The organism is Leptospira stimsonii, from assembly GCF_003545885.1.
Taxonomy (GTDB): Bacteria; Spirochaetota; Leptospiria; order Leptospirales; family Leptospiraceae; genus Leptospira; species Leptospira stimsonii.
On record NZ_QHCT01000002.1, the window covers coordinates 433,410 to 456,489 of the forward strand.

A 23,080-nucleotide genomic window follows, 5' to 3' on the forward strand; every position below is an offset into this window, starting at 1 on the left:
TTTTTTAGAATTAGTCTAAATTAGTGACAAAAAAAGGGAAATTTGAGAGGTTGCTTCTATGAAGGATTCTTACGAGAAAAGTAAAAAAATTCTGGAAGATGCCGGGATCAACGTTACGGTTCAGAGATTACAAATGGCGAATCTTCTCCTCTCGGAACCTCAACATTTGACCGCGGACCAAGTGTTTCAATTGATAAACGAACACTTTCCGAACGCTTCCCGCGCAACTATATTCAACAATCTTAAACTATTTGCGGAAAAAGGAATCGTAAATCTCTTAGAACTCAAATCCGGAATTACACTCTATGATTCTAACGTAAAAAATCACCACCACGCTCTCGACGAGGAGACCGGAGAAATCATCGATATCGAATTGGATTCTAAACTTCAGGAGAAAATTCTTTCAGAGCTGAAAAAAGATTTTGAGACAAAAACGGGAAGTACTTTTGAGGAATGTAATCTTCTGATCACGCTCAAAGGAAAAAGAAAGTAAGGCGCTGATCTTCCCTGCTTCCTCTTGTTTCACTCTCGGTTTGAAAGCCGATCCTTACCCTTTAGAAACCAGCGTTAGCTGGTGAGATTTCAAAGAATCTCTCTGAAAACGAAAGCAAACATAACTTCTTCAATCCAAAACGACCGTCCGATTGTTCCCAAAACTCACAATTTGAAATCCGACAAGAAAAGACCGAAAAATTCATCGGAACTTGATTCTTTTCCTTTTTATGTCTTCAAAAGTCTCATGAAATTTTCAGAATCCACCGATCCTTAGAAAGGTAGAGGAGAACGGAAATGCTTAGAGGAATGTATACAGGCGCAAACGGGATGATCATTCAACAGACAAGAATGGATGTGATTTCGAATAACCTTGCGAACGTCGATAAGACGGCTTTTAAAAGAGATACTACCGTATTTAAAACATTTCCTGAACTTTTACTCCATCGTTTCGACGAAGACGGTGTAGGAAAGGTTCCAATGGGTTCCTTCGATACTGCGCCAGTGGTCGGCAAACTTGGATTAGGTGGAGAAGTGAACGAAGTCTATACTCGTTTTGAACAGGGCGCCGTTAAAAAAACGGAAAACCCTTTCGACATTATGCTTCAAGATAAACCAGGAAACGAACACCCCGCTTTTTTTAGCGTGATGACAAACAGAGGAGAAAGACTTTCTCGGAGCGGAGCCTTTGTAATGGACACGAACGGATATCTCGTGAGTCCGCAAGGTTTTCCTTTGATGGGAGAAAACGGACCGATCCGGGTTGCTCGTGGAAATTTTCTCATCAAAGAGAATGGAGAAGTCTGGATCAACGGGGAAATCGGAAACGATCCTGTGAACGGCACTTCTTTGGAAAAGAATCGTTTCGAAACTCCCGTTCTATTAGATAAACTTAAAATCCGAACCGTCGAAAACCCACGCCATTTGGACAAAGAAGGAGATTCCTTCTATGCCGATACCCCAGAATCGGGAGAGCCGGTCCCCTTCGAACTAAAAGACGAACCGTCCGTTCTCCAAGGTTATCTCGAAGCGTCTAACGTTAGCGTTGTTACCGAAATGGTAGAAATGATCGAAGTCAACCGCTCCTATGAAGCAAATCAAAAAACGGTGCAAACTCAAGATAGCTTACTTGGTAAGTTGATCAATGAGGTTCTGAGATAAAGATCCCTTCCTTCCGATCCCAACTGCTGGACCTGACGGCCCTCGGGGATCGGAACCAAAGGATACTCTACCCACCCCTCTTCCCTCATCAACTTCCCCAACAAGCATCCCTCTAATCTCACAAATCACATCCAAACCAAACACATGAGCATTCTTGAGAAAGGAAAACTCATTCAAGTAACGAGTAGAGTTCTCAGGACGAATGTAACAGTAAGAAGAAAAAGCAGATTTGAGTAACCGATGATTTCCCTCTGCCACTTGTGAATGAACTCCATTCTTACTCCATCTGTTTCTTGCCCATTTGTAGCGAGCATCTTTAGAATGTGCTGAGTGATTTACACTTCTGTGGTTTTTGTAGATGCCCCAAAGCCAAGGGTAGCCTTCATCAGTCATTAAGGGAGTTCGTAAAGGAAGATGATCCTTGATGATTGGTCCAAGTGTGTTTGCTTTTTGATTTGGGACTGAGTGAAAGAAGACAGGTCCATTCTTAATCCCAATTGTATGAACTAAGGTTCCAACTTGTCTTCCTCCAAGTTTGTCGGAGAGATAAATAGAAGATGTACTACCCGAGTGGCGATAGCGTTTCCTGCCTTGGTTAGCTCTCTGACTTGCTGAATACAAAACTACTGTATCAGCGCAGACGTATGGACGGTTTTCCATGATTTCAGAAATATCAGTATCTTCATTAGGTGGAAGTGAGAAATCTTTAAACTCTCTGTCGAGTGCATCAAAGGTAAGTTGTTTGTATTTAGGAAGTTGTTGAGACGCGAAGACTTGAAATCGCTTCTTCAACATTGCCGCGCCTTTGTATGAAATTCTTAGTCTCTTACTGATCTCAGTTGATGTGACCACCTTCGGATGCTGAATCATGCTCTCGTAGAAAACGTATGAGAACATCCAGAGCGGGAGCTTCATATGATGTAAAGGAGTATAACTCAGACGTGACGTTAGATACCTACATCCTTCGCATCGGATCAATTCAGGCTGAGTAGAGATCTCTTTCGTTAGTAATTTGTTTTCGCAGTAAGGACAATATTTTGGGTAGAAGTCATTCAGGATTTTCTTTGTTAGGTTCGTAAAGAAGTTGATGTTGATTGCTGGGTTCTTACGTTTCTCTTTCAGTTGTGCTGACGTTAGTGGTTGAGGGCGTGATCGCTGAATGGGGGTGGAAATTTTTGCGGTACTAAAATTCAGATCTGGAGCGATCCTCATTTTAGTAGGTTTCTTACTTGGTGGCTTGGGTTCGGGAACTAAGGTAAGTTTGTGATCACGGTTGTCTTTCCACTGATGAGATAGATAAAGAATTACTCAAACTTTTCCCCAACAGACCTTGATTTTCTGATATAATATCGAGACCGAGAACTCTGGCGTTTTTGAGAAACGAGAATTCGTTTAAATAGAGCGTCGAGTGTTTCGGAGAGATATAGAAATTGTCAAGTCTACGTATCTATTGGGACCGGGCATCGTAAATCCATCCAAGTCAAGTCGATTTCTTTTTGCAAAACACATTCTTAGCTTATAGACGTAAGAATGAACCGAACCACATTCAACGATCGATTCTTCTTTGTAAATCTTCCGGATATCGCTCCCCTCGAGCTTGAATTCTTGAAACGTAGGTTTCGATCCTTTGCAGTTCATCGGATGAAAGATCGACCTCGTCCGATTGGATATTCTCGTTCAGCCTCCCTATCTTCGTCGTTCCGGGAATCGGGACGATCCACTTTTTTTTAGCAAGAATCCACGCGAGCGCTATTTGAGCCGGAGTTGCATTCTTTTCTCCTGCAACTTCCTTGAGGAGATCGACGAACGCTTCGTTGGCGATCAAATTCTCTCTTTGAAAACGTGGAACCATCTTTCGAAAATCACCGCTTTCAAACTCATCCTCCGTCGAAATTTTTCCTGTCAAAAATCCTTTTCCAAGAGGACTAAAAGATACGAATCCTATACCGAGTTCTTCCAGAACAGGAAAGATTTGTTCTTCCGGCTCCCTCCACCACAAAGAATATTCACTCTGAAGCGCAGTCACCGCTTGAACCGCGTGTGCTCGACGAATATTTTTGACTCCTGCTTCCGAGAGTCCGAAGTGTTGAACCTTTCCTTCTTGAATGAGATCTCGAACTGTCCCGGCAACATCTTCTATCGGCACTTCCGGATCAACTCTGTGCTGATAGAAAAGATCGATAGAATCCACCTTCAGTCGTTTTAAGGATGCTTCACATACTTCTCGAATATGAGCCGGTCTACTATCCAATTCCTTCCAAGCATCCTTCTTAAAACCGAACTTAGTAGCAATGACTACCTTTCCTGTGAACGGCGCAAGCGCCTCTCCGACGATCTCTTCATTCGTATAAGGACCATAGACTTCGGCTGTATCGAAGAACGTCACTCCTCTCTCCACAGCCGCTCTGAGAATTTGAATCGAATCTTTTTTGTCCAATTTCTGAGAATATGCAAAGTTAAGTCCCATACAACCGAAACCAATCGCCGAGACTTCCAATCCGCTATTTCCAAGTTTTCGTTTTTTCATTTCAGTTCATCGATCCTCTGTTTGATTCAATTTCGCATAACGTTATTTGAAATAACCTTTTCCAATTTAATTTTTCAAAGAAGCGATATCGATAACAAAACGATACTTTACGTCGCTCTTCAGCATTCTTTCAAATGCTTCGTTGATCCGTTGAATTTGAACCATTTCTATGTCTGACGTGATTCCGTGTTTTCCGCAGAAATCAAGCATCTCTTGTGTCTCGGCAATTCCCCCGATCGCGGAACCGGTCACTGCTTTGCGACCTAAAAGTAATGGTACGGTATTCAACGCCGGCTCCACATTTCCAAGATAACCGACGAGTACGATCGTTCCATCCAGTGTAAGAGTCGGTAGAAATGGATTGAGATCGTGAGCATTCGGCACAGTATCGATGATGAGATCAAACTGCCCATACACCTTCGACATTTGTTCCGCGTTAGTTGAAATCACAACTCGATCCGCGCCTAAACGTTTTGCGTCCTCTTCCTTCCCTATTGTCCGCGTAAACAACGTGACCTCCGCGCCCAGTGCCTTAGAAAATTTAAGAGCCATGTGACCTAATCCGCCCAACCCGATGACTGCGACCTTACTTCCTTTTCCGACCTTCCAGTGCACCAAGGGAGACCATGTTGTGATTCCAGCGCATAACAATGGCGCGGCGCCCTTAAGATCCAAACTCTCCGGAATCTTAACTACGAAATCTTCAGAGACTACGATTTTCTCAGAATACCCGCCGTACGTCGGCGAGCCGTCGTGACGATCGCGTCCGTTGTAAGTATAAGTCGGATATTTCTCACAGTATTGTTCTAATCCTTTTTCACAAGCCGAGCAACTTTTGCATGAGTCCACCATACAACCCACGCCAACTGCCTCACCAACTTTGAATCGTTTGACTTCGTGGCCGACATTGGAGATTCTACCGATGATCTCATGTCCCGGAACCATCGGATAAATACTTCCACCCCAGTCGTTGCGCGCTTGGTGCAGGTCGCTATGACAAACGCCACAATAAAGGATATCGATCACGACATCGTCTGGACGAAGACCCCTACGTTCAAATTGAAATGGCGCCAATGCAGACGTAGAAGACTGTGCTCCATAACCTAAAACTTTGATTGTCATTCGAAATTCTCCTTGCAAATTAGAACATTCTGTTTTACTAATTCTTCTTCCATGTTTAGAAGAGTATAATTCGACAAATCTCTCTTCGCAAGATCCGATCCTATTTATTCTTGCCTAATTCTATGATTCCCGTTTTTAATTCGAGTAAACTCACTTCGGAGCGAGATCTCCGTACCAATACACTGATGTAACTCCTCCATCCATCAGAAAGTCGCTCCCGGTTATAAATGCTCCCTCCGACCCCATTAAGAGAGCGCCAAGAGTACCAACTTCATCGGGAGTTCCAGCCCGTCCGGCAACGGAATGTTCAATCATACGTCGATATCCGTCCCCCCTCGGTCCAGAGAGTTCGTCGTTCGCAAGAGGAGTAATGATGATTCCAGGACTGATCGTATTCAATCTTGCTCCGCGTTTTCCCCATCGTACTGCCTCACACTTGACTCGGAGAGAATTTCCTCGCTTTGAGATTTGATACGCACGCAATGGATCCGAAATATTGCGAAGCATCGGAAGCTCCAATAAGAGCTCGACCGGCGTAGTGGCAAGGGCATGATCTTCTTCGGGAGTCAGAGAAGGTAGTCGATGACCGGATTGGGACGCGATCACGACACCGGCGCCACCAGGAGCAATTTCGTTGCCGAACTCTTCGAGAACGAGAGCGGTCCCATAAAGGTCAACCCTAAGAATGGTTTCCGGTGAGGCTTGCGAAGGAGAAACACCGGCGGCATGAATCACTCCGGAAATGTTTCCGAGAGAAGTTGCGGTTTCCGTAAGGGCATGAACCGATTTTCTTGATGAAACATCCACAACCGCCGTACTAACTTTGAAACCGGCGTCCATTAAGACCTTTTCAGCAACGTCCGCATTCTCTTTACGAAGATCGGCGAGAAGTATGTGCTTTCCAGCGCTGATTCTTCTTGCTATCGCTTGACCGATTGACCCTGCACCAATCACAACAATGATTTCCGTCGATTTCATAAGTGGCTCCTAATTCGTTTGTTTTTTTATACGCATGGAACGAATCATCGAACCACTCTTTTTACTTGTCATCGCATTTGTGATTTCAGAACAAAACGACCTTGTACAGCGACCAGAACTTCACACGGTTCTGCCGAGGAACAGGCATTGATAAATACGATGATTCTAAAGATTCGAATTCCCGATTGCAAAACGAATTCAGGATACGGCAAGTCTCAAAACGACAAAGAGCATCGCAGTTAGGTATTCTTCCGTTCTCTCCTCCATAAAAAACTCGAAGAGGAAAGATCGATATTCGGTCTTTCGTTCATTTATCAAAAAAAATGCAAATAATCCGATTCCCTGAAAATCTTGGGTAATATAAGAATCGGGAGTTTACCTTTCATTTAAGAATCTAAAATACTCCGAAATGAAACGTTTATCAAGATCCAATTCTATTTATTCTTGCCTAATCCTGTGATTGAAGATAAAAATAAGATCAACGAAATCGATCGAATGGGTCTAAAAAAAGAAAGGAAAAAAGCGATGAAGACACAAAGCGAAGAGAAAAGATTACGACTGGTGGAGCTTCTAAAAGGTCTGGTACCGGAAGAAAAGATACTGCCTTCCGTTGTAAAAGGTGTAACTCTATTTCGTATCGATCATTCCTCTCCTCGCTCTCAAAAGGCGTATGAACCCGGAATCATTCTCCTCGCACAAGGCCAGAAGCGAGTTTTTCTCGGTGAGGAAATTTATACTTACGATCGGATGAATTACTTAGTCTTATCCGTTCCGCTTCCCATCGAGTGTGAAACGAAAGCGAGTCCCGATGAGCCGATTCTCGGGGTGTATATCACAGTAGATCCCTCTTCTATCGGTGAAATCTTATTAGAGATGGAAGACATTCCCTATGATGAGGAATCGCTTCCCAAGGGAATTTATTCCGCTCCTATGAACCCGATTCTTACAGATGCGACCATAAGACTGATCGAGTGCCTCTCCACTCCGAAAGACGGGAAGGTAATCGGACCGATGATCGTGAAAGAAATTCTCTACCGCGTTATTTCAAGCGAACAAGGAGGAGCCTTACAGGCACTTGCTTATCGCAATCGACGTTTTTTCAAAATTGCACGTGCCCTTCATCGGATTCACAAGTCGTATCAAGAAGCGCTGGACGTAAAGTCTCTTGCTATGGAAGCCGGTATGAGTGTCTCCACATTTCATACGAGTTTCAAAGCCGTAACCAACGCATCGCCCATTCAGTATATAAAGAACGTACGATTGCACAAAGCGAAACAACTCATGACCCAGGAAGGCATAAACGTATACAACGCGGCTTTTCGAGTCGGATACGAAAGTCCTTCTCAGTTTAGCCGCGAATACAAACGATTTTTTGGAATCACTCCGGCAAAGGATGCAGGAAATCAACAACACGAAGGAAGGAACGGTTTACGAGAAGAGAATCGATCCGTTTTGAGCGTGTGAAGATATTTTTCAAAGAATTCGAAAAAAAGGGGAATCCATATTTTACTATTTGAATATTATAGTTCTCGAATTTACTTAATTCGATTTTAAAAGAATCATCGCCAACTTTTTGTTACTTTGTGCGATTTCAGGCGGACTTCCGGCGATAGCCATTACCGTCGAACCGATATACAAACTCAAGAATTGAGGAAGAATCTTTTTCACCTGCGTCGGCGGAAAAAGAGATCCGAGACGCTCTTCGATAAAGTCCGATACCTTTTGAAAATGAGATTCTACTTGTTTTCTAAGTTCCGCATGATCGTCCTCCCGAAAGTCGGAGAGACCTCTGATAAACGGACAACCGAAAAAATCCGGCTCGCGATACCATTCTTCTAAGGAATCGAAAATCCCAAGCAACTGTTTCAGAGGATCATCCGATTTATCAACCGTATAACGTTTGAGACTATCCAATCGTTTCTCTTCTTTAAAGCGCAAGTATTCGGAGATCAGTTTCGCCTTTGAAGAAAAATTATTGTAAAATGACATTTTAGCCACTCCGGATTCGGCGATAATTCGATCGATTCCGGTTTTATGAATTCCGTGTTCGTTAAAGAGTGCGATCGCAGTATTTAAAATCTGTTCCTTTGCTGTCTTTTTATCAGGTTTTGAATTCACTTTACCCGACCTTTTTGCTTCTGATTCTCCCAGTTCAACCCACTATACAGACCTGTCTATTATTTTATTGACATTAGGTAGACAGTTCTGTATAATGGGTTGTTCTCTTCCGCCGAAATCCGAGCGATTTCGAGAAGGGTTATCTCAAAGTTCTTTCTTAAGGGGAAACGAATGAAAAAGAATCAAATCAATTACAATACGGAAACTGTGGACGGAGTCAGGATTTTTTACAGAGAGGTCGGATCCCGAGAATCGCCTACGATTCTTCTTCTTCACGGATTTCCAACCTCCTCTCATATGTTTCGAAATCTCATCGATAATCTTAAAAATCGATATCACCTAATCGCACCGGACTATCCGGGTTTCGGCTATAGCGATGCTCCCTCGCCGACAACGTTCGAATATAGTTTCGATCGACTTTCTCAACTCATCCAAAAATTCGTCCTCCAGAAAAAATTGGGGAGCTTCTATCTTTATATGCAGGATTACGGTAGCCCGGTCGGATTTAGGATCGCTTCCGAAAATCCAGGATGGATCAAAGGGCTGATCATTCAGAATGCGAATGCATACATGGAAGGAATCGGAGAACCTCTCGCCAACCTCTTTATGCCGTTTTGGGAAAATCGCAACGAAGCGACCACAGCACCATTAGTGGACTTAATGAAAGTAGACGGAACGAAATTTCAGTTCGTTTCGGGGGTGGAAAAGGAGGAACATATTTCTCCGGATTCATGGATGCACGCCCAAGCCTGTTTGGATCGCCCCGGTAATCAGGAGATTCAACTTTCTCTTTTTTACGATTACAGAAACAATCCCGCCCTTTTTCCAAAATGGCAAAACTACTTTAGAGACAACCAACCTCCGACTTTGATTCCCTGGGGTTCCGGTGACCCGTTCTTTACGGAAGCGGGAGCAAGGGCATATCTGAAAGATCTTCCGAAAGCAGAACTCCATCTTCTCAAGACAGGACACTTTGCATTAGAAGAAAAACACGAAGAGATTTCCGATTTGATCGCAAAATTTATCGGTTAATCATAGAATTTCTTTGTTCTTTCGCCCGTTTAATCCGCTTCCTACCTTTCGCATTTTCCTCGAGCGTTGAACCGTTTTTTGGGGATCGGATGTTTTCAAAAAAGAATCATTCGATCCCAAAGATAGTTTCCGTTTTATAAAATTACCGATAGGACTTTCATATTTCTTTTTTAATAATATTCTCGGATTCGAATATTCAAGATTTTGCTTTTATTTTATTCGTTTTTAAAAGAATCATTTGTCTTCCTTTCTAAACACTGCCTACACTCAAGTATCAGAAAATAGGAGTTTTCCCGTTCCGAAGTGAAGGTGACATTTTTCGTTTTTCGAAAATTGGTCCGTCCTCTTCTTTTTGAGGTCCCGTTTTCGTTTGATAAGAATTGGATCAAGTTAGCTTTTACCCAAGAAGATTGCGGGAAACGAAAATCACCGGAGACGTCAACCAAATCGGAGAAATTGGAATGTACTGCAAAAATTTAGGAACAAAATCTCTCAGAACTGAGAAGGAGCTTTTTTTTTAATCTTCACATTCATTTTTAAAGAAAATTTAATAAATTTTTTATTTCTATTTTCGCAAAGGACGGTTTTCGAGCTGTTACAGTAACTAAGAATTGACCATAAGGATTTGAATTCTTTTTTATAGTAAGAAAACCATCTTACAAAAAGAAAAATGATTTTTAAATATGAATTACAAAACGAAAAATACGATCACAATAAGTATCATCAGCCTTTTCTGTATCGCTAGTATCCTGGGAGGAAGTTACCTTTTTTATAGACAAAAGACTGGGACCGTCGCGACGGCGAGTGTAACCGATTGTAAAAAAATTCGTCGTGCAGAAATCTGTAGCGGCTTCTGGACTTATAATAACAAAATCCAATTTGGAGAAGTGGAAAACGCAAACTCCGATGATTTAGGCGCAAAAGTTCAAGTTTTAGTGACACAAGACCGGGCCGTGAAACCGTCTCTGAGGCTTCCGATCGCTCTTTTTCTCATCGCCTTCGGGATCGCTTTTATGGGAGTGCGGTGGTGGAAAACCGAGGCGTATCGCGAATAGAGTTTTTTGATATTTCGAAGAATTTTCTAAATTTCTAATATTCTTATCGAATTGGAACCGCGGTCTGTCAATGGATTCGTGATTCCAAACTAGCAACCGATGGGAAACTTCCTACTCGAGACGAGAAGGCCTCTAATTTTCGGTAATTCCCACTTCCAGCTCATCGAACCAATCCAGAAAATTCTGCACCTGCTCTTTTTGAAAGAGGGCTCCGTGTTGGGGAACCATCATATCTACTTTGAGATTACGGATTTCGCGAATCCATTTTTTCTTTGCTTCATTCGAGCCCATCCATCTTTGATGAAACTTCTTCATATATTGGGTGTGTTTATCGAAGTCCGTCACAAAAAGATCCTTATAATCGGAAGGCAAAAGCGACGCACCGATATCGCCGCTGAATAGAATTCTAGACGTAGGATCGTACAAATTAAAATTTCCGGAAGAATGTAAATAATGAGCAGGTATGGCGCGTAACGTATGATCGCCGATTTTTACGTCGATTCCTTGATCCGGAATCTGAATAAACGTGTCCGCTTTTCCGCCGAAATGCGGAACAAAACTCGACCACAGCCAACTCAAATAACATTTGATTTCCGGATTTACTTCTAGCCAAAGGGAAAGAGAAGATATAATATCCGGATCTTGGTGACTGGAAAATATTTTCGTTATCTGAGTCGGATCGAACTTCTCACAGATCGCAGAAAAAACTTCCGGAAAAATTTCACTCCCTCCAGGATCGGTAAGCAACCCTTGCCCGGAAGAAACGATCAGGTATTCGTTCGTATCGATGATATATCCTGGTTTGTCCGGATCTCTCGCGATTACAGACCAGCTATAATCCTGATTGGAATAAATCGTTTCCATTCTTTTCATTTTTCCATCCGTCCAAAACTTTTTTAGCTAAAATCTCTATCGAGTCGATCGCCGCGGAAAATCTCTCGGCCACATCTCCAGCTTTCGCTTTGTCGACTCCGATGTATTCACTTTCAATCTTTGCCTGAAGGCTGATCACCTTTCCGTCCAAACACTGACGAATTAAATTTTTCGTCCGATGGATCATCGCAATCTGAATCGATTCCGTCGCCTTTTCAAAAAGTCGATCCTTAGATTGAAAGGAATCTATCATAAAACGAAGAGCTTTCGATTTGTTGCCGTAATTCTCAATCTTCTTCGCCTTCTCAAAAGCGATTCTATTTTTCACTTGAAAACTGGCTTCCCGACTCAAAGAATACATTACCTTTGTTAGCTCCTCGGTCGTTTTCGAGGTTGCTTTGCTAAAAACGATAATCTCTTGAGCAACAACTCCGAATCCTCTTGCGGCGTTTCCAGCGTGAACGGATAGAATAATGGAGTTCAAAGCCTTTACACGAATTCCGAAAGCAAGCGAAGAAATTGCTTTCACATCTTCGTTGATCGAGGCGGTTTTTCTGAGTAATTCCTTTTCCATTCTATTTCTTAAGTATCACAGTCGTTCGAATTTGAAAACATTCAAAAATAATAATGAGACCATAGATCAGACGGGACCGAATCAAAAGATCAACCCGAAAAAATTTCCGAACGGATCCGAGCAAAATACAAACCAAAAAAACATAGTTTCAAATTCACTCAAGAACTGGAATGGTTTCTTCCAAAACGGGGATCGATTGAGATTCAGAAAGAGAGCGTCCTTCTCCGAGAATCGATCCTTCTTTTCTCAATTCTGACAATCGACCTCCCAAGAAGAATCAAACATTTCCCGATGAGGAATTTGGAACATTCATACAAATCTTTGAAGCGATTCGTGAAGTTTCAGATCAAACCGTGGACGGAAATTTTAGAATATTCATAATATCGAATTTTTTTCAAATAAAAACCGATTTTTGGAAAAGTTCGTCCCTCTTTTCTTGAATTCTTTCTTCGCTTTCCGTTTTTGCGGAAGAATTGGTTCTTTGTCGCTGGAGTCAGGCAAGCGGAGATTTTCTTCCTTCCTACGTTCTCCTAAAAGTTGAAATCGTCCGTCCCGAATGTTCAGCGCAAACAATCCTAAAATTTTTTGTCCTTGCCTGATTTCCCAAAAGATACGTCTGCAAGCATCGATCCCGATTGTTACACCCTGCCCCTGCGGCCGACTCTTGTTCCCGAGGTTTCATAGAACGACGATTCCGCCGCCCACCCCCACGTTTTCCAAAGAGCCTCCGTTTGGCTTGGCGATGCTTTTTGTATTTCAAACTCGGTTGTCTTCGGAAAAATGAGAACTCGTTCCGATTTGTTTTCCTCTTGGCGTTCCGTTTGAATCTTTTCGACTAACAAAACGAAGCCGAAATATACCGGATTTGTTGACTCCGAAATTCCAGTCGTTTGTTCCGAAAGTGGCCTTCCCGACCTCAAACCCGTCTTTTCCACGCGCGATCCCTTCCGTGTCTTTGTTGAAAGAGCATAAAACAATCATGAGCCTTCTTCTTAATTTTTAATTAGTTAGAATATTTTATAAATAGAAACCGAAAGTCCGTGAAAACCGATCGTATATTACAGAATTATATTTTTCTTAAAAGAAAAGAATGTCCCATTGCGAAAGTTCAGGCAATCCTAACGCGTTTCGTATTCTTATTCTCTTTTTGTATTCTGTTAACCACTTGCGTAAAACGACCAGTTAGGCCTGGTGCGATCGAACTTTTTCCCTTGGAACGAAGCATAGAACAACTCAATACACCGGTTCAGGTTTCCGTTCAAGTTTCCGGTCTTTCGTCTGGAATATTGATCGTAAACAATGACATCGGTGAATCTCTGAGCTTCACTCAGGATTCTACTCAAACCTTTCCTACATCGGTTCGTATCGGATCTCCTTATTCCGTTAGTACGATCGGTCCGAATACGACCCCGTCCCAAACCTGCAGAATTCAAAATCCAAACGGACCGATCGTTCGTCCACAGACTACGATTTTTATTACCTGCGGTATTTCCTTCTACGACGTTTCGGTTCGAGTGATAGGCTTGGATCCGGTGACTGCGAGCGCTTCCCCTTTGATCGTTCAAAACATGACGGACCAACTTTCCTTTACAAACGACACGACACAAACGTTCGCAAGTAAGGTCGGAGATACAGCTTCTTATTCTATCTCTTTTATCTCCGTTCCACCAAAACACACTTGCGTTTTTGTTCCGGTTCTTTCCGGAAACGGAAATCTATCGGGGGGTCCGGTCACCGTGCTGATCGATTGTATCAGCCCTTTGCAATATTCTCCGGCTTCGAAAGTTTTGTTTCCGAGCGAAAAGATAACGATTCGATTTTCTTTTCCTGGAATCGATCCGGGGAGTTGCGGTTACAACACATCCGCAGTAGTATTAGGAAAATCGAATGTTGCAAACACAACTTCTCCAAGACCAGCGATCACGTATCCTTCGGCGCCGAACAACGATACGGTGGTTCTTGTCGCAAACGGTCCCGATTTTTGGGGGCCATTAGGCGACGCCTTTATCCAACTCGGAGGATGCACCGCGGGCGGACTTCCGATTCAAGGTGGAAACGATATTTTCTTCGATTTCACCAATCAATCTGCTTTGAACATTCGTATGGTTGATATCATGAGCGGAAATGATATCACCGGTTGTGGAACGGGAGGTCCGCCTTCCGCTTATTGTCAGAGTATTGAATTCGGAGTCACTGAGTGCGATCTCGTTGGCGCCCCCTGTTCGGTGTTAGTCGCCTCGGGAACCTATATTCCAGCAAGAAGAATTTCACTCACGAGTCAGACATCGTTGATCGGAGGTTTTACCGCAGGATTTGGAAGTCTCAATCCGGACCCGATAAACAATCCTACAATCATCCAAGATCCCGGAATCGGAGGAGGTCTGTTTTGCGACGCCAGTTTTTGTAGCGTCATCGACATCGCGACATCTGCTTTGACCGCCGCGAATAACAATCTAATCGTAAGCGGATTTCAAATCTTGGCAAACCCGAATAACGTTTCGAGTACGGGAATCACGGTACAGAATTCTCGTTTTAATGCAGGGCAAATTCGAATCTTAGACAACACAATTTCAGGAAATGAATCTTCCACAACTCTCACCGGTGGAACAAAAGGAGCTCTTTCGATCTCCAACTCGGACAACATTCTTATCAACGGAAATTGGTTACGAGGAGGAACAGGAATGAGTTCTTCCACGGGACTCACGATCGACGGTTCCGGAACTCCTCAACCGATCATCGTGAAAAAGAATCTGATCGATGGTGTACAAAGAAGCGGCGGTTTTTTGTCAGCTATGATTCTTTCCGCCACAACCGCTCTGATCGTTGACAACAAACTCAACGCCTATCAATACTTAAATCCGACTTTGATCCCGAATTTTTCACAAGGGATCTTAATCGATGATTCCTCGGGTTTACCCGGTTTTCTTTCCATTTTTAACAACGACATCTATGTCGGAAATTCGCCGGCCGCGGCCCTGGGAGACGCGATCGGTATTTCACTTGGCTTTGCGGCACCGGGAAAGGTCTACACGATCGCGAACAATCAAATTTTTACTCGATCCTCCACGACCAATCGAGTTGGAATCTTCTATGCGGACGCCTACCCCGACCCTTCTTCCGTAATACGTGGAAATAATTTTTTTCTTGATGTTCCGATCTTAGATGCGTTCGGGGGAAACGTGGCATACCAATTCTGCGGTGCCGTCCTGGCTCAAGGTTGTATTCTTGGATTTCCGATCGGCTCCATCTCCGGACTTGGAATCGGAGATTATTCGAATAATTACGGTAAAAATCCTCGGTTTAAAAGCGCGACTTCGATCCAACAGATATGGAATTATAACGTCCCGGCCGGAATCCCGACCTCTTTGAATTCCCCTTGTAGTTCATTGTTTGGCGGAATCGATGTACTGGTCGGTCCTCTGATTGCTCCGATCTTCTTTCCCTTGTTTACAAGCGATTTTGTTCAAAGTGCAAGGACGAATACGGTTAGTCCCTTTGCTCCTCCCGGTGCGGATTCCATTTCGATCGGAGTTTTGGAAACGGACGGAAATTGTTTTTGAATTTTCTAGTTTGAATTTCCTTTTTTGTATTTTTGCATAGAATCGAATGTCGCATTATTACATTCTTTTTTTCTAAAATTCTCATCACAACAGATTAGAATTCATTTTTTATTATATTCTACTGATTGAATCTACTTTTGACTTCCCGAGGATTGTAAACAGATCGGTTACGCAGACAGAGATTCTGAGAACGGATTTTCTTCAAAGCGCAATTAGATTCAGAAGAAATTTATGTCCGGAATCGGAATGGAGTGAAGTTTTTTTTGAACGGAAAAGACTGGAAGGATGGCAAAGAATCCATTTCGAAAAGATTTTCCATCCGTTCCTATCTTTGATTTTAGAACTCAACAAACAAAAGAAGAATCAGTTGAGACCGGATGGCCACAGAAAATGGTCAAACGCGTAAAATCGAACTCTCTGACGGTTGCTTTTGTCCGTACAAGCGCAGTTGTTCCCTCCCACCAGCGCGCAACCTTGACAATATCTTCGATTGGTATCCGGTGCTGGGGTTGTTACGATCCATTTTTTTCCGTTCGGATCCGTATAAAAAGAAAATCCTCCCGAATGTCCCGGTTGATAGGTCATCGTATATGTGGTCAAAGAATTGTCCGGGCCCAACTTCGTCTGGTTTCCTTTCCAAACTCGAATTCGGTTCGGGCTGGATGAAAACAAAATGCAGGCCTTATACCATCCTCCATTTTTATAATATACGTCGCAGTCCTGAACGCCGTCTTGTCCCGCGCTGTTGATATTGTTGCCGGTCGTTACGTTGCTGTAACTTCCACAGGTTCCATCCGTATAGTTACACTGTCTTTCATAGTATTGGTCATACGAATAATAACGAGTTTTCGCACTGAATGTCGCATTATTAGGAGAAGGTATCGTTTGTCCCACGAAGCCGACGGAGTGGTCGAAAAATCCTTGGTTCTGAATCGTGCCCGATCCGTTGAATCGATACAATTGTGATTTCATATCGATCCCGTTGCTCGTAAAACCCACATAGGCCCAGCCGTTGTAATAGAAGATTCCGCTTGGATGGTCGTAAGAAGAACCTGCGTTGAACTTTTTAACCAATCTTCCGTACTTATCATGGACGAATAGATAGGCCGTATCGTTTCCATTTGTATCCATGCACGAGGTATAAAAGAAATTTCCGTCGAACTTGATTCCTTGAGAATGACATCCGTTTTGATCCGAACCGATTGCCGCCGTCCCCACGTCTTGTAAAAAATAATCCACGTTCTCGACCGGATAATCGGCCGCGGAAATTAAGTTTTGTAAATCGATCCCTTCCACTGTGGGGTTGGATACGATCCAAACTAAAGACACGATCGCCAGGATCCTCGTTACGAACCTCGCTTTTATCGATTGTTTCTGCATAATTTTTGATTCTCCTCTATTCTCTCTTTTTCTAATTCAGAACTAATTTTTTCTTTGTCCCGTTTCATTTGAAACGTTGCGGATTCTGTTTTCTTTTTCATCCAATACCCGCAAACGGATCCACATCTGAAAAAGAAATTTCCTTTTCTCAAATCCAGGTTGGTCCGAATTTTTCGGCGAAGTCTCGGATAAAAATAATTTATTTCAACCGATTTTTTACCGATTCGATCGAAACAAAGAACTTACTTATAATGTAGTGTCTCAAAAAATAAAATCTCGCTCTATGAACAACGGTTTGTTTTGTAAAAAAGTAGGAACGAAGAAGAAGAAACCTTTACGGATATAGATTCGTTCTTTTCCCGCGTGAGCGGTCCGGAAGGCGCGAAGCGTCCTCGCAAGAGGACGAAGCCTGGAGGGACGCGACCATTTCGCATTCGTTTTTTCTAATGCGTTTTCCAATCCGAAACCATTTCGAATGGGAAATGGTTTCGCCCAAATGAATTTTTTAGCGATTGAAAATATAAACTGCTCACAAATTGCTCGCGGTCGTGTCATCCTGACTCACTCCCACAACGAGCGCATCTCCGGTGATTCCGATTTCGGATCCGAATTGATCGTTGTTCGCGGCAAGATGTGATTTTAGATAAGCTTCTTGAACCCAAGTCGTTCCCGTTCTTTTGAAAACGTAAACCGCTCCCACTGCGGTTCCGGCGTTATCCGTACTCGCATCCGTTCCGAATCGAAGGGTCGTATCCAAGCTTTGTTCTCGCGGAGCTCCTATGACGATTGTATCTCCATCGATTGCCACATAACGTCCAAAGTTATCGCCACCGTTTAGATTCGTTGGTTTGAGATATGCTTCCAGATTCCATACCGTTCCGCTCCTTCGATAGACGTAAGCCGCTCCCGCATTCGAAAGTGTTAAATTAGAAGTCGGAGTAGTACTGATGGACTGTTGATTCCCATCCTCAAACGGAGCCCCAACAACGATCGTATCTCCGGAAAGCGCAACGTTTAAACCGAAGACATCGCTCCCAGTTCGAATCGGTGCGGTGATAAAAGCCTCTTGATTCCACACCGATCCGTTTCTTTTGAAAACATACGCCGCTCCGGCAAAGCTCGTGTCTCCATAAGCACCGGCGACTAACGTATCTCCGTAGAGTGAGAGACTCACACCAAGTCCGTGATTTGCAAGAAGATTGGAACCCTTTAAAAAATATTGATTCTCCCAATTCAATGCCTTTGCTTCGAGGGAAATTTGTTTCTGCGAAACATTGCCTTCTAGATCGAAAGCACTGACTTGAAACGAAGTTGGAGCAAACGCTACCAAGGGCGTTCCTGAAATTTCTCCGTTACTCGGATTGAAACTCAATCCGCCGGGAAGCGCCGGTGAAATGGAATAGTAGTCTACGTTCTGGACACCCGTCGGAGCCAAGGTCGCAATCGATTCATTTTTGACGAACGTATAAGAAGAAGCCGAATAAGTAAATTGGATTTGAATCGGACTTGCATTGGTATTGGAAGAATCTCCGATCCTTGCATTACCGAGTGGAATGATAAAATCGTTTCCCTCCCGGTTTTCAGTAAGACAATTCAGGAAAAAGAAGATAGATAGAAAGAGAAACGAAAGTATCGAATATTTTTTTCCAATCTTCACAAAATTCCCCTATTCTCTTTCGATTTTTTCCCGAATGGTTCCAATCCCTTTGTCAGATTGAAAAAGACGGAAGGAAAAAACCGCTTACTAGAAGATACGGGAAAGACGAAGAAGATTCTTCCTCGTTTATAATGGGCTAAAGGCCGTTTATAATAAATTTCACTATGACGGTCCTGCAAAAAGAATGAATCCCCATGGATGTTTCCGCCTGCATTGGGAGAAAGATTAGAAACTGCGTTCGATAAACCAATACGTTCCTAACGCGGAGAGCAGGGAGAGTAGAATCAATGGACCGAACTCTAAAAATCCGGATTTTATTTTCGAATGCAAAACTCTCTTCAAACCGAATCCAAGGAGAACGAAGGATAGAACGAGAAGTAACTGTCCGATTTCCACTCCTAAATTGAAACCGAAAAGCGGCTCGGCCAGCCGATTTCCTTCCAGTCCGGTTTCCAATAAGAACCCGGCAAAACCGAATCCGTGAATCATTCCAAACGCGACCGTCGCAATCCCAAGATAAAAACCCCTCCGATTCCGCTCATTCAGGTATGGTTGAAGTGAAAGATAACAGATCGTAAAAATCGATGCTCCCATATATGCGAATAGGAGATGAGTTGCTTGTTTATTCAAAAGCCATGCAATGATTCCTACCGCCAAAGGTATCACTGCGATTCCAATCGAAAGTTTACCGAAGTTTTGGCTTCGCGTATTGACATATTCCGCGCATACAATCAAAATCGTAAAGCCGATCAAAGCTTCGATGCCGGTTGCATCGGGTTTGATCTTTCCTAAAACCGCGACGGAAAGCGTTAGGCTATGTCCGATCGTAAATCCTGTGACGGAGCTCAATATCTCCTTCCAATGCCCTGCGGTTAACAATAATGCTAAGAGAAATGCGATATGATCGATTCCGGTTCCGATATGTTCAATTCCCGCGACGACGAACGAGAAAAAATCAGAGTCGAAGCGGGAAACGTCCCTCTCCTGTTTTCGCAGGTCCAAATCAATGTCCTTGGATTGAAATAACTTTTCGACCAGATGATCCGAACCCGAACTCAGCCTCGCATAATGTAGATGGGAAGGAGAATATTCGAATAAAGCCGTATAGGTCATTCGGATCGGCGGAGCTCCACCACAATCAAAACGAATTTCCGAACGAACAAAGGTCGGATTCGAACGTAATGTTCTCGGCGAAGAAATCTCACACTCCGCTTTCTCCGAATAAAAAGAAACATGGTTTCGAATGTAATCCGCAAAACGTGCCTCTAACGATCCGGAATCGGTCTCTCCGAAAGGGATCCGAGTCGCCTCTTGAATCGGCAAAGTAACGACTCCGGTGACAGTATTCGAATCCACTTTCCAAACAGAAAAAGATTCACTCCGATTGTGAGACTTTACTTCCGCGAAAGCGATCAAGAATAAAAGAACATAGATTCCGACTTTCATCGATCTGCCTTCATTCTCCGAGATCCGCGATTTCTATTTTCGCTTTTGAACGTAGCCAATCCAAATATTCCCTGAGCGCTTCGTCCCCTTTTTCGTGGATATAAGACGCTTCCACTTCATTCCTGATCGAATGAAATGCGGGAACTTGACCCGGCTCTTGTTCGATGAGTTGGATGATCGAATATCCTCCTCCCGATTGTACAGGATCGGAAACCTCTCCCGGCTTCAAACGAACTAAAACTCCAACCAGATCAGTTCCCAGGTAATCCAAGATTTTTCGCAAAGGCAAAAAACCGCTCGGCACTTCCTTCACTTTTGAAGAAAGAGAAATAGGAATGTTCTTGCGAATCATAGCAACTAATTGTTTCGCTGAATCCTCGTCCGATTCCACGTAAACGACGACTTTATATCTCGCAGAGTGAGCGAATTTTTCTCGGTTTGAAAAAAAATAAGTTCGAAGTTCGAGTTCGTTTGGTTTTCTCGATACTTGCTCGGAAATTACCGATTGGATCACCGCATTCACGATCTTGGACCTTATGGCGCGATCTTGATTCGCATAACCTAGTTCCAATCCTCTCTGAACCAAAAGTTCCTCTTCGATCAAACGATCTAAGATTCTTCTTTTTACCGTTTCGTCCATCGGGTTTCTGGTATCCGAAGCATACCCCGATAGTGCGCGAAAATATTCATCTTTTTGAATTCGGTTTCCATTGACTTCTGCGATCGAGTCGGTTAACAAATTTTCTCGTTCCGGATAAATCAACCCGACTACTGCCAAAAGAAATCCGAAGACCGCACCCGTAGTTAAAAATAGCTCGGGGTTCCGCCAATGGCTTACCTCTTTAAAAAACATTCTACTTTTGAGCCGGATGAATCAAATAGATAGGAGATGACCAAGCCCTCTCTTCCACGTTCGCAAGACAATCGTCTTTTGGATTCGTACGATAATCTCCGTAACAAGGTTTGACTTTAATACAACGACCTTGTTCGTCGTATTCGCATCGCAACTGGCCACCGTTCACTGCTGGAGAAGCCTCTTCGATCGCCCGCACGTAATATACCGCATTCCTTCCCGATGACGCATAACTTGGATCTTGAAATTGAATTTCACATCCGGAAGGATCGGGTTTGCACTGAAACGTTTTCCAAGGATCCTGGATCAGTTTTGAAATCGTTTCGCCGGGAGCGATTTGTGGAAGAATTCGAATGACTTCGATTCTAGTGATGAGTTTTCTTTCGGAAGATGGATGATAACATTCTCCCCTACAGAGTCTTTGCAAACGCTCTTTTCCGATACCGGAGATACTCGAATCCGGACATCCGTCTTTCTGACGAAAAGCGCCGATCGCTTTCACTCGGAAGGAGGGATTTTTAGAAAACGAAACCTCGGAACCCATCGGTGCGGCTCCGGATTTTTCTTTTTCGCCTTCGTACGCGTTTTTCAAATCAAACCAGAGAAGAATCCGATCGCCCGAAGTCGCATATGCCTCTCTTTGATTTAAAGAATCCCATATCGAATCTCGATCGCGTCCCTTCGAATGTACTGCGACCAATCCCGCTGTGAGAAAGAACGACGCTTGTCTTTCAGTCTCTACGACGTCGAAGCCTGCAAGACCGCGAGGATTGATGGGCACGGAATAAGACGTAGCTTTCTTACGATTTCTGGCCGGTTCCATGATTCCAAACGTATTCGGCTTTTCGGGACCTGCCGCTTCCGTAAACCCCTTTCGCCAAATTTCCTTGTAACCGTTTCCGGCTCTCGCGGTATGCGAATCGCTTGAACCGATAAATCCGAATCTAAAATTACGAGGATGATTCGGATCATCAAAATTAGTAATTGCTAATGCGTATTGAACCGAATTTCCAGGTCTGTAATTGAATGCAGGCAGAAAACAATCCGGACACTGTCCCGCATTTCCCCAGTCTTCCGGAGAGGCTCCTGGGACGGTTAAAAATCCGGAAACTCCGGCGAATGCATGATTTGATCTGGCTTCGAACGCCCTTTTCTCACATTCCGAAATCGATTCTCCGTCTCTAAGACATCGACCCCGAATGATTTCGCCCGCTCTCCAACAAGAAGGTTCGAAACCGAATGCGGGTTCGTTGCATACGGGTTTCCCTTCTCTATCGAAAGCGACTTCCTGCCAAGGTCGATACTCTTCGGCGTTGCCGTGACCCGAATAAATCTCGACTAACCTCTGTTTGCTTTCATCGTGATCCTTACCTTTTAATTGTTTGTCATAGGTGATTCCGGGCGGAGTATAGAATCCCCAAGTAGTGCCGTGAGGGATTACCAGTGAGGGTATATTCCATTCTTCTAATTTTTTAAAAAGTTCGGAAGGAGTAGATGCCCATTCCGTACAATCTTTCGGAAGCTCTTTCACCGGTATTCCAGATGGACAACGGGGTATGGAAGCTCTCTCGGAAATAAAATCCGAAAAATCGGAATAGGCTTTCCGATTTCCGCCGGGAGCGAGGATCCTAAGAATCGTTCTCTGAATCCAACCTGGACCGGCAAAGGCGTCCGCAGTTGGTCCGGACGCGCCGATCGGTCGCGAAGGAACTTTGTCTTCCTCCGTATCCTTAAAGATTACGTTCCTATGGCCGTAGTGGTTTTGAACATTCGTTCCGATCTGCGTCCATTCCCAACCGAGAAAGGCAACCAAATCCGGATTTTTCGGATCTCCGGCGCGTGCGTTGCACTGACGGATCGCGTCCTTCTCTTCTTGCCATTGTGCGGGAGTCATTCCTTCCGCGTGATCATTGATGGACCAAAAATCTAGGGAGGAACAATATCTCGCAAAATCACAGGCGTCCTTGGGCGGATGTGCTCCTTCTCCATTCAACATGGGAAGGCTGATCGCGAATGCGTCCGGAGAGAACGTAGTATGAACGTGTAAATCTCCAAAAAGAATTTGTTTATCTTCGTTGGACGTACGTTGAGCCTCGAAATTCGAAGAAGGACCTTCGGTCGATGTCAATGAAAGAAAAGGCGGAGAGATCCAACCTCCATTTACGGATGCAAACGCAATCGCCAGGAATGAAAGCGCAACTAACGTAAATACTCTTTTCCTCATTTTTCCTCTTCCCCACAATTTTACTGAA

At 43.7% G+C, this 23,080-nt stretch carries 19 protein-coding genes and 1 pseudogene; 6 read left to right on the top strand and 14 right to left on the bottom strand.

Translation table 11 applies throughout. The features are described 5' to 3' along the window. Positions 1 to 58 precede the first annotated feature (58 nt). Positions 59 to 493, top strand: coding sequence for a peroxide-responsive transcriptional repressor PerRA (perRA, locus tag DLM75_RS10165; protein WP_118968385.1), 435 nt, complete (start codon positions 59 to 61; stop codon positions 491 to 493). Positions 494 to 789: 296 nt separating this feature from the next. Beyond that, the gene (locus tag DLM75_RS10175) at positions 790 to 1,653 is read left to right on the top strand and encodes a flagellar hook-basal body protein (RefSeq protein ID WP_118968387.1); all 864 of its coding nucleotides are present in this window, start codon (positions 790 to 792) and stop codon (positions 1,651 to 1,653) included. Here the strand turns inward: DLM75_RS10175 and DLM75_RS10180 are convergent. The 5 genes and pseudogenes from DLM75_RS10180 to DLM75_RS10200 all read right to left on the bottom strand — a co-directional run bounded on the left by DLM75_RS10180 (position 1,618) and on the right by DLM75_RS10200 (position 6,280). Continuing rightward, positions 1,618 to 2,865, bottom strand: coding sequence for a transposase (locus tag DLM75_RS10180; protein ID WP_118968388.1), 1,248 nt, complete (start codon positions 2,863 to 2,865; stop codon positions 1,618 to 1,620). The genes DLM75_RS10175 and DLM75_RS10180 overlap by 36 nt on opposite strands. Before the next feature lie 55 nt (positions 2,866 to 2,920). Next, positions 2,921 to 3,079: pseudogene (locus tag DLM75_RS24650) on the bottom strand (transposase); the annotation flags it as partial. 120 nt (positions 3,080 to 3,199) lie between these two features. Continuing rightward, a complete protein-coding gene (locus tag DLM75_RS10190) occupies positions 3,200 to 4,180 on the bottom strand; it encodes an aldo/keto reductase (RefSeq protein WP_118968389.1) in 981 nt (326 codons plus the stop codon). A 66-nt stretch (positions 4,181 to 4,246) separates the two neighbouring features. After that, positions 4,247 to 5,302, bottom strand: coding sequence for an NAD(P)-dependent alcohol dehydrogenase (locus DLM75_RS10195; protein WP_118968390.1), 1,056 nt, complete (start codon positions 5,300 to 5,302; stop codon positions 4,247 to 4,249). A 150-nt stretch (positions 5,303 to 5,452) separates the two neighbouring features. Further along, a complete protein-coding gene (locus DLM75_RS10200) occupies positions 5,453 to 6,280 on the bottom strand; it encodes an SDR family oxidoreductase (RefSeq protein ID WP_118968391.1) in 828 nt (275 codons plus the stop codon). Between the two features lie 525 nt (positions 6,281 to 6,805). Between DLM75_RS10200 and DLM75_RS10205 the strand changes: the two genes are divergently transcribed. Beyond that, positions 6,806 to 7,744, top strand: coding sequence for an AraC family transcriptional regulator (locus DLM75_RS10205; protein ID WP_118968594.1), 939 nt, complete (start codon positions 6,806 to 6,808; stop codon positions 7,742 to 7,744). 75 nt (positions 7,745 to 7,819) lie between these two features. On the opposite strand, the gene DLM75_RS10210 is transcribed toward DLM75_RS10205, so the two are convergent. After that, a complete protein-coding gene (locus tag DLM75_RS10210; RefSeq protein ID WP_158586462.1) occupies positions 7,820 to 8,398 on the bottom strand; it encodes a TetR/AcrR family transcriptional regulator in 579 nt (192 codons plus the stop codon). Positions 8,399 to 8,569: 171 nt separating this feature from the next. Between DLM75_RS10210 and DLM75_RS10215 the strand changes: the two genes are divergently transcribed. Then, complete coding sequence (locus DLM75_RS10215; RefSeq protein ID WP_118968595.1) at positions 8,570 to 9,430, top strand: alpha/beta fold hydrolase; 861 nt, start codon at positions 8,570 to 8,572, stop codon at positions 9,428 to 9,430. Between the two features lie 683 nt (positions 9,431 to 10,113). Next, positions 10,114 to 10,485, top strand: coding sequence for a hypothetical protein (locus DLM75_RS10220; RefSeq protein WP_118968393.1), 372 nt, complete (start codon positions 10,114 to 10,116; stop codon positions 10,483 to 10,485). A gap of 132 nt (positions 10,486 to 10,617) precedes the next feature. Here DLM75_RS10220 and DLM75_RS10225 read toward each other — a convergent pair whose 3' ends face one another. The 3 genes from DLM75_RS10225 to DLM75_RS10245 form a co-directional block, all read right to left on the bottom strand. Beyond that, complete coding sequence (locus tag DLM75_RS10225) at positions 10,618 to 11,358, bottom strand: oxygen-binding di-iron domain-containing protein (protein ID WP_118968394.1); 741 nt, start codon at positions 11,356 to 11,358, stop codon at positions 10,618 to 10,620. After that, entirely contained in the window at positions 11,318 to 11,932 is a 615-nt protein-coding gene (locus DLM75_RS10230; RefSeq protein WP_118968395.1) for a methyl-accepting chemotaxis domain-containing protein, read from the bottom strand. The genes DLM75_RS10225 and DLM75_RS10230 overlap by 41 nt, the downstream gene beginning before the upstream one ends. Positions 11,933 to 12,688: 756 nt before the next feature. Then, a complete protein-coding gene (locus tag DLM75_RS10245) occupies positions 12,689 to 12,913 on the bottom strand; it encodes a hypothetical protein (protein WP_118968398.1) in 225 nt (74 codons plus the stop codon). A 59-nt stretch (positions 12,914 to 12,972) separates the two neighbouring features. Between DLM75_RS10245 and DLM75_RS10250 the strand changes: the two genes are divergently transcribed. After that, positions 12,973 to 15,492, top strand: a complete 2,520-nt coding sequence (locus DLM75_RS10250; protein WP_118968399.1) for a hypothetical protein — start codon at positions 12,973 to 12,975, stop codon at positions 15,490 to 15,492. Between the two features lie 363 nt (positions 15,493 to 15,855). Here DLM75_RS10250 and DLM75_RS10255 read toward each other — a convergent pair whose 3' ends face one another. The 5 genes from DLM75_RS10255 to DLM75_RS10285 all read right to left on the bottom strand — a co-directional run bounded on the left by DLM75_RS10255 (position 15,856) and on the right by DLM75_RS10285 (position 23,052). Further along, positions 15,856 to 16,872 (bottom strand): hypothetical protein, encoded by a 1,017-nt coding sequence (locus DLM75_RS10255; protein ID WP_118968400.1) that lies wholly within the window; start codon positions 16,870 to 16,872, stop codon positions 15,856 to 15,858. 529 nt (positions 16,873 to 17,401) lie between these two features. Continuing rightward, positions 17,402 to 18,529, bottom strand: a complete 1,128-nt coding sequence (locus tag DLM75_RS10265) for a putative Ig domain-containing protein (RefSeq protein ID WP_118968402.1) — start codon at positions 18,527 to 18,529, stop codon at positions 17,402 to 17,404. Positions 18,530 to 18,754: 225 nt separating this feature from the next. Further along, the gene (locus DLM75_RS10275; protein ID WP_118968404.1) at positions 18,755 to 19,975 is read right to left on the bottom strand and encodes a HupE/UreJ family protein; all 1,221 of its coding nucleotides are present in this window, start codon (positions 19,973 to 19,975) and stop codon (positions 18,755 to 18,757) included. A gap of 10 nt (positions 19,976 to 19,985) precedes the next feature. Continuing rightward, positions 19,986 to 20,828 (bottom strand): peptidylprolyl isomerase, encoded by an 843-nt coding sequence (locus tag DLM75_RS10280; RefSeq protein ID WP_118968405.1) that lies wholly within the window; start codon positions 20,826 to 20,828, stop codon positions 19,986 to 19,988. 1 nt (position 20,829) lies between these two features. After that, the gene (locus DLM75_RS10285; protein WP_118968596.1) at positions 20,830 to 23,052 is read right to left on the bottom strand and encodes a DUF3604 domain-containing protein; all 2,223 of its coding nucleotides are present in this window, start codon (positions 23,050 to 23,052) and stop codon (positions 20,830 to 20,832) included. Positions 23,053 to 23,080: the final 28 nt, after the last annotated feature.

Bases quoted from the DNA above. Each gene is read 5' to 3' on its own strand.
- perRA (WP_118968385.1), top strand. From the start codon at position 59: ATGAAGGATTCTTACGAGAAAAGTAAAAAAATTCTGGAAGATGCCGGG.
- DLM75_RS10175 (WP_118968387.1), top strand. From the start codon at position 790: ATGCTTAGAGGAATGTATACAGGCGCAAACGGGATGATCATTCAACAG.
- DLM75_RS10180 (WP_118968388.1), bottom strand. From the start codon at position 2,865: ATGAGGATCGCTCCAGATCTGAATTTTAGTACCGCAAAAATTTCCACC.
- DLM75_RS10190 (WP_118968389.1), bottom strand. From the start codon at position 4,180: ATGAAAAAACGAAAACTTGGAAATAGCGGATTGGAAGTCTCGGCGATT.
- DLM75_RS10195 (WP_118968390.1), bottom strand. From the start codon at position 5,302: ATGACAATCAAAGTTTTAGGTTATGGAGCACAGTCTTCTACGTCTGCA.
- DLM75_RS10200 (WP_118968391.1), bottom strand. From the start codon at position 6,280: ATGAAATCGACGGAAATCATTGTTGTGATTGGTGCAGGGTCAATCGGT.
- DLM75_RS10205 (WP_118968594.1), top strand. From the start codon at position 6,806: ATGAAGACACAAAGCGAAGAGAAAAGATTACGACTGGTGGAGCTTCTA.
- DLM75_RS10215 (WP_118968595.1), top strand. From the start codon at position 8,570: ATGAAAAAGAATCAAATCAATTACAATACGGAAACTGTGGACGGAGTC.
- DLM75_RS10220 (WP_118968393.1), top strand. From the start codon at position 10,114: ATGAATTACAAAACGAAAAATACGATCACAATAAGTATCATCAGCCTT.
- DLM75_RS10225 (WP_118968394.1), bottom strand. From the start codon at position 11,358: ATGAAAAGAATGGAAACGATTTATTCCAATCAGGATTATAGCTGGTCT.
- DLM75_RS10230 (WP_118968395.1), bottom strand. From the start codon at position 11,932: ATGGAAAAGGAATTACTCAGAAAAACCGCCTCGATCAACGAAGATGTG.
- DLM75_RS10245 (WP_118968398.1), bottom strand. From the start codon at position 12,913: ATGATTGTTTTATGCTCTTTCAACAAAGACACGGAAGGGATCGCGCGT.
- DLM75_RS10255 (WP_118968400.1), bottom strand. From the start codon at position 16,872: ATGCAGAAACAATCGATAAAAGCGAGGTTCGTAACGAGGATCCTGGCG.
- DLM75_RS10275 (WP_118968404.1), bottom strand. From the start codon at position 19,975: ATGAAAGTCGGAATCTATGTTCTTTTATTCTTGATCGCTTTCGCGGAA.
- DLM75_RS10280 (WP_118968405.1), bottom strand. From the start codon at position 20,828: ATGTTTTTTAAAGAGGTAAGCCATTGGCGGAACCCCGAGCTATTTTTA.
- DLM75_RS10285 (WP_118968596.1), bottom strand. From the start codon at position 23,052: ATGAGGAAAAGAGTATTTACGTTAGTTGCGCTTTCATTCCTGGCGATT.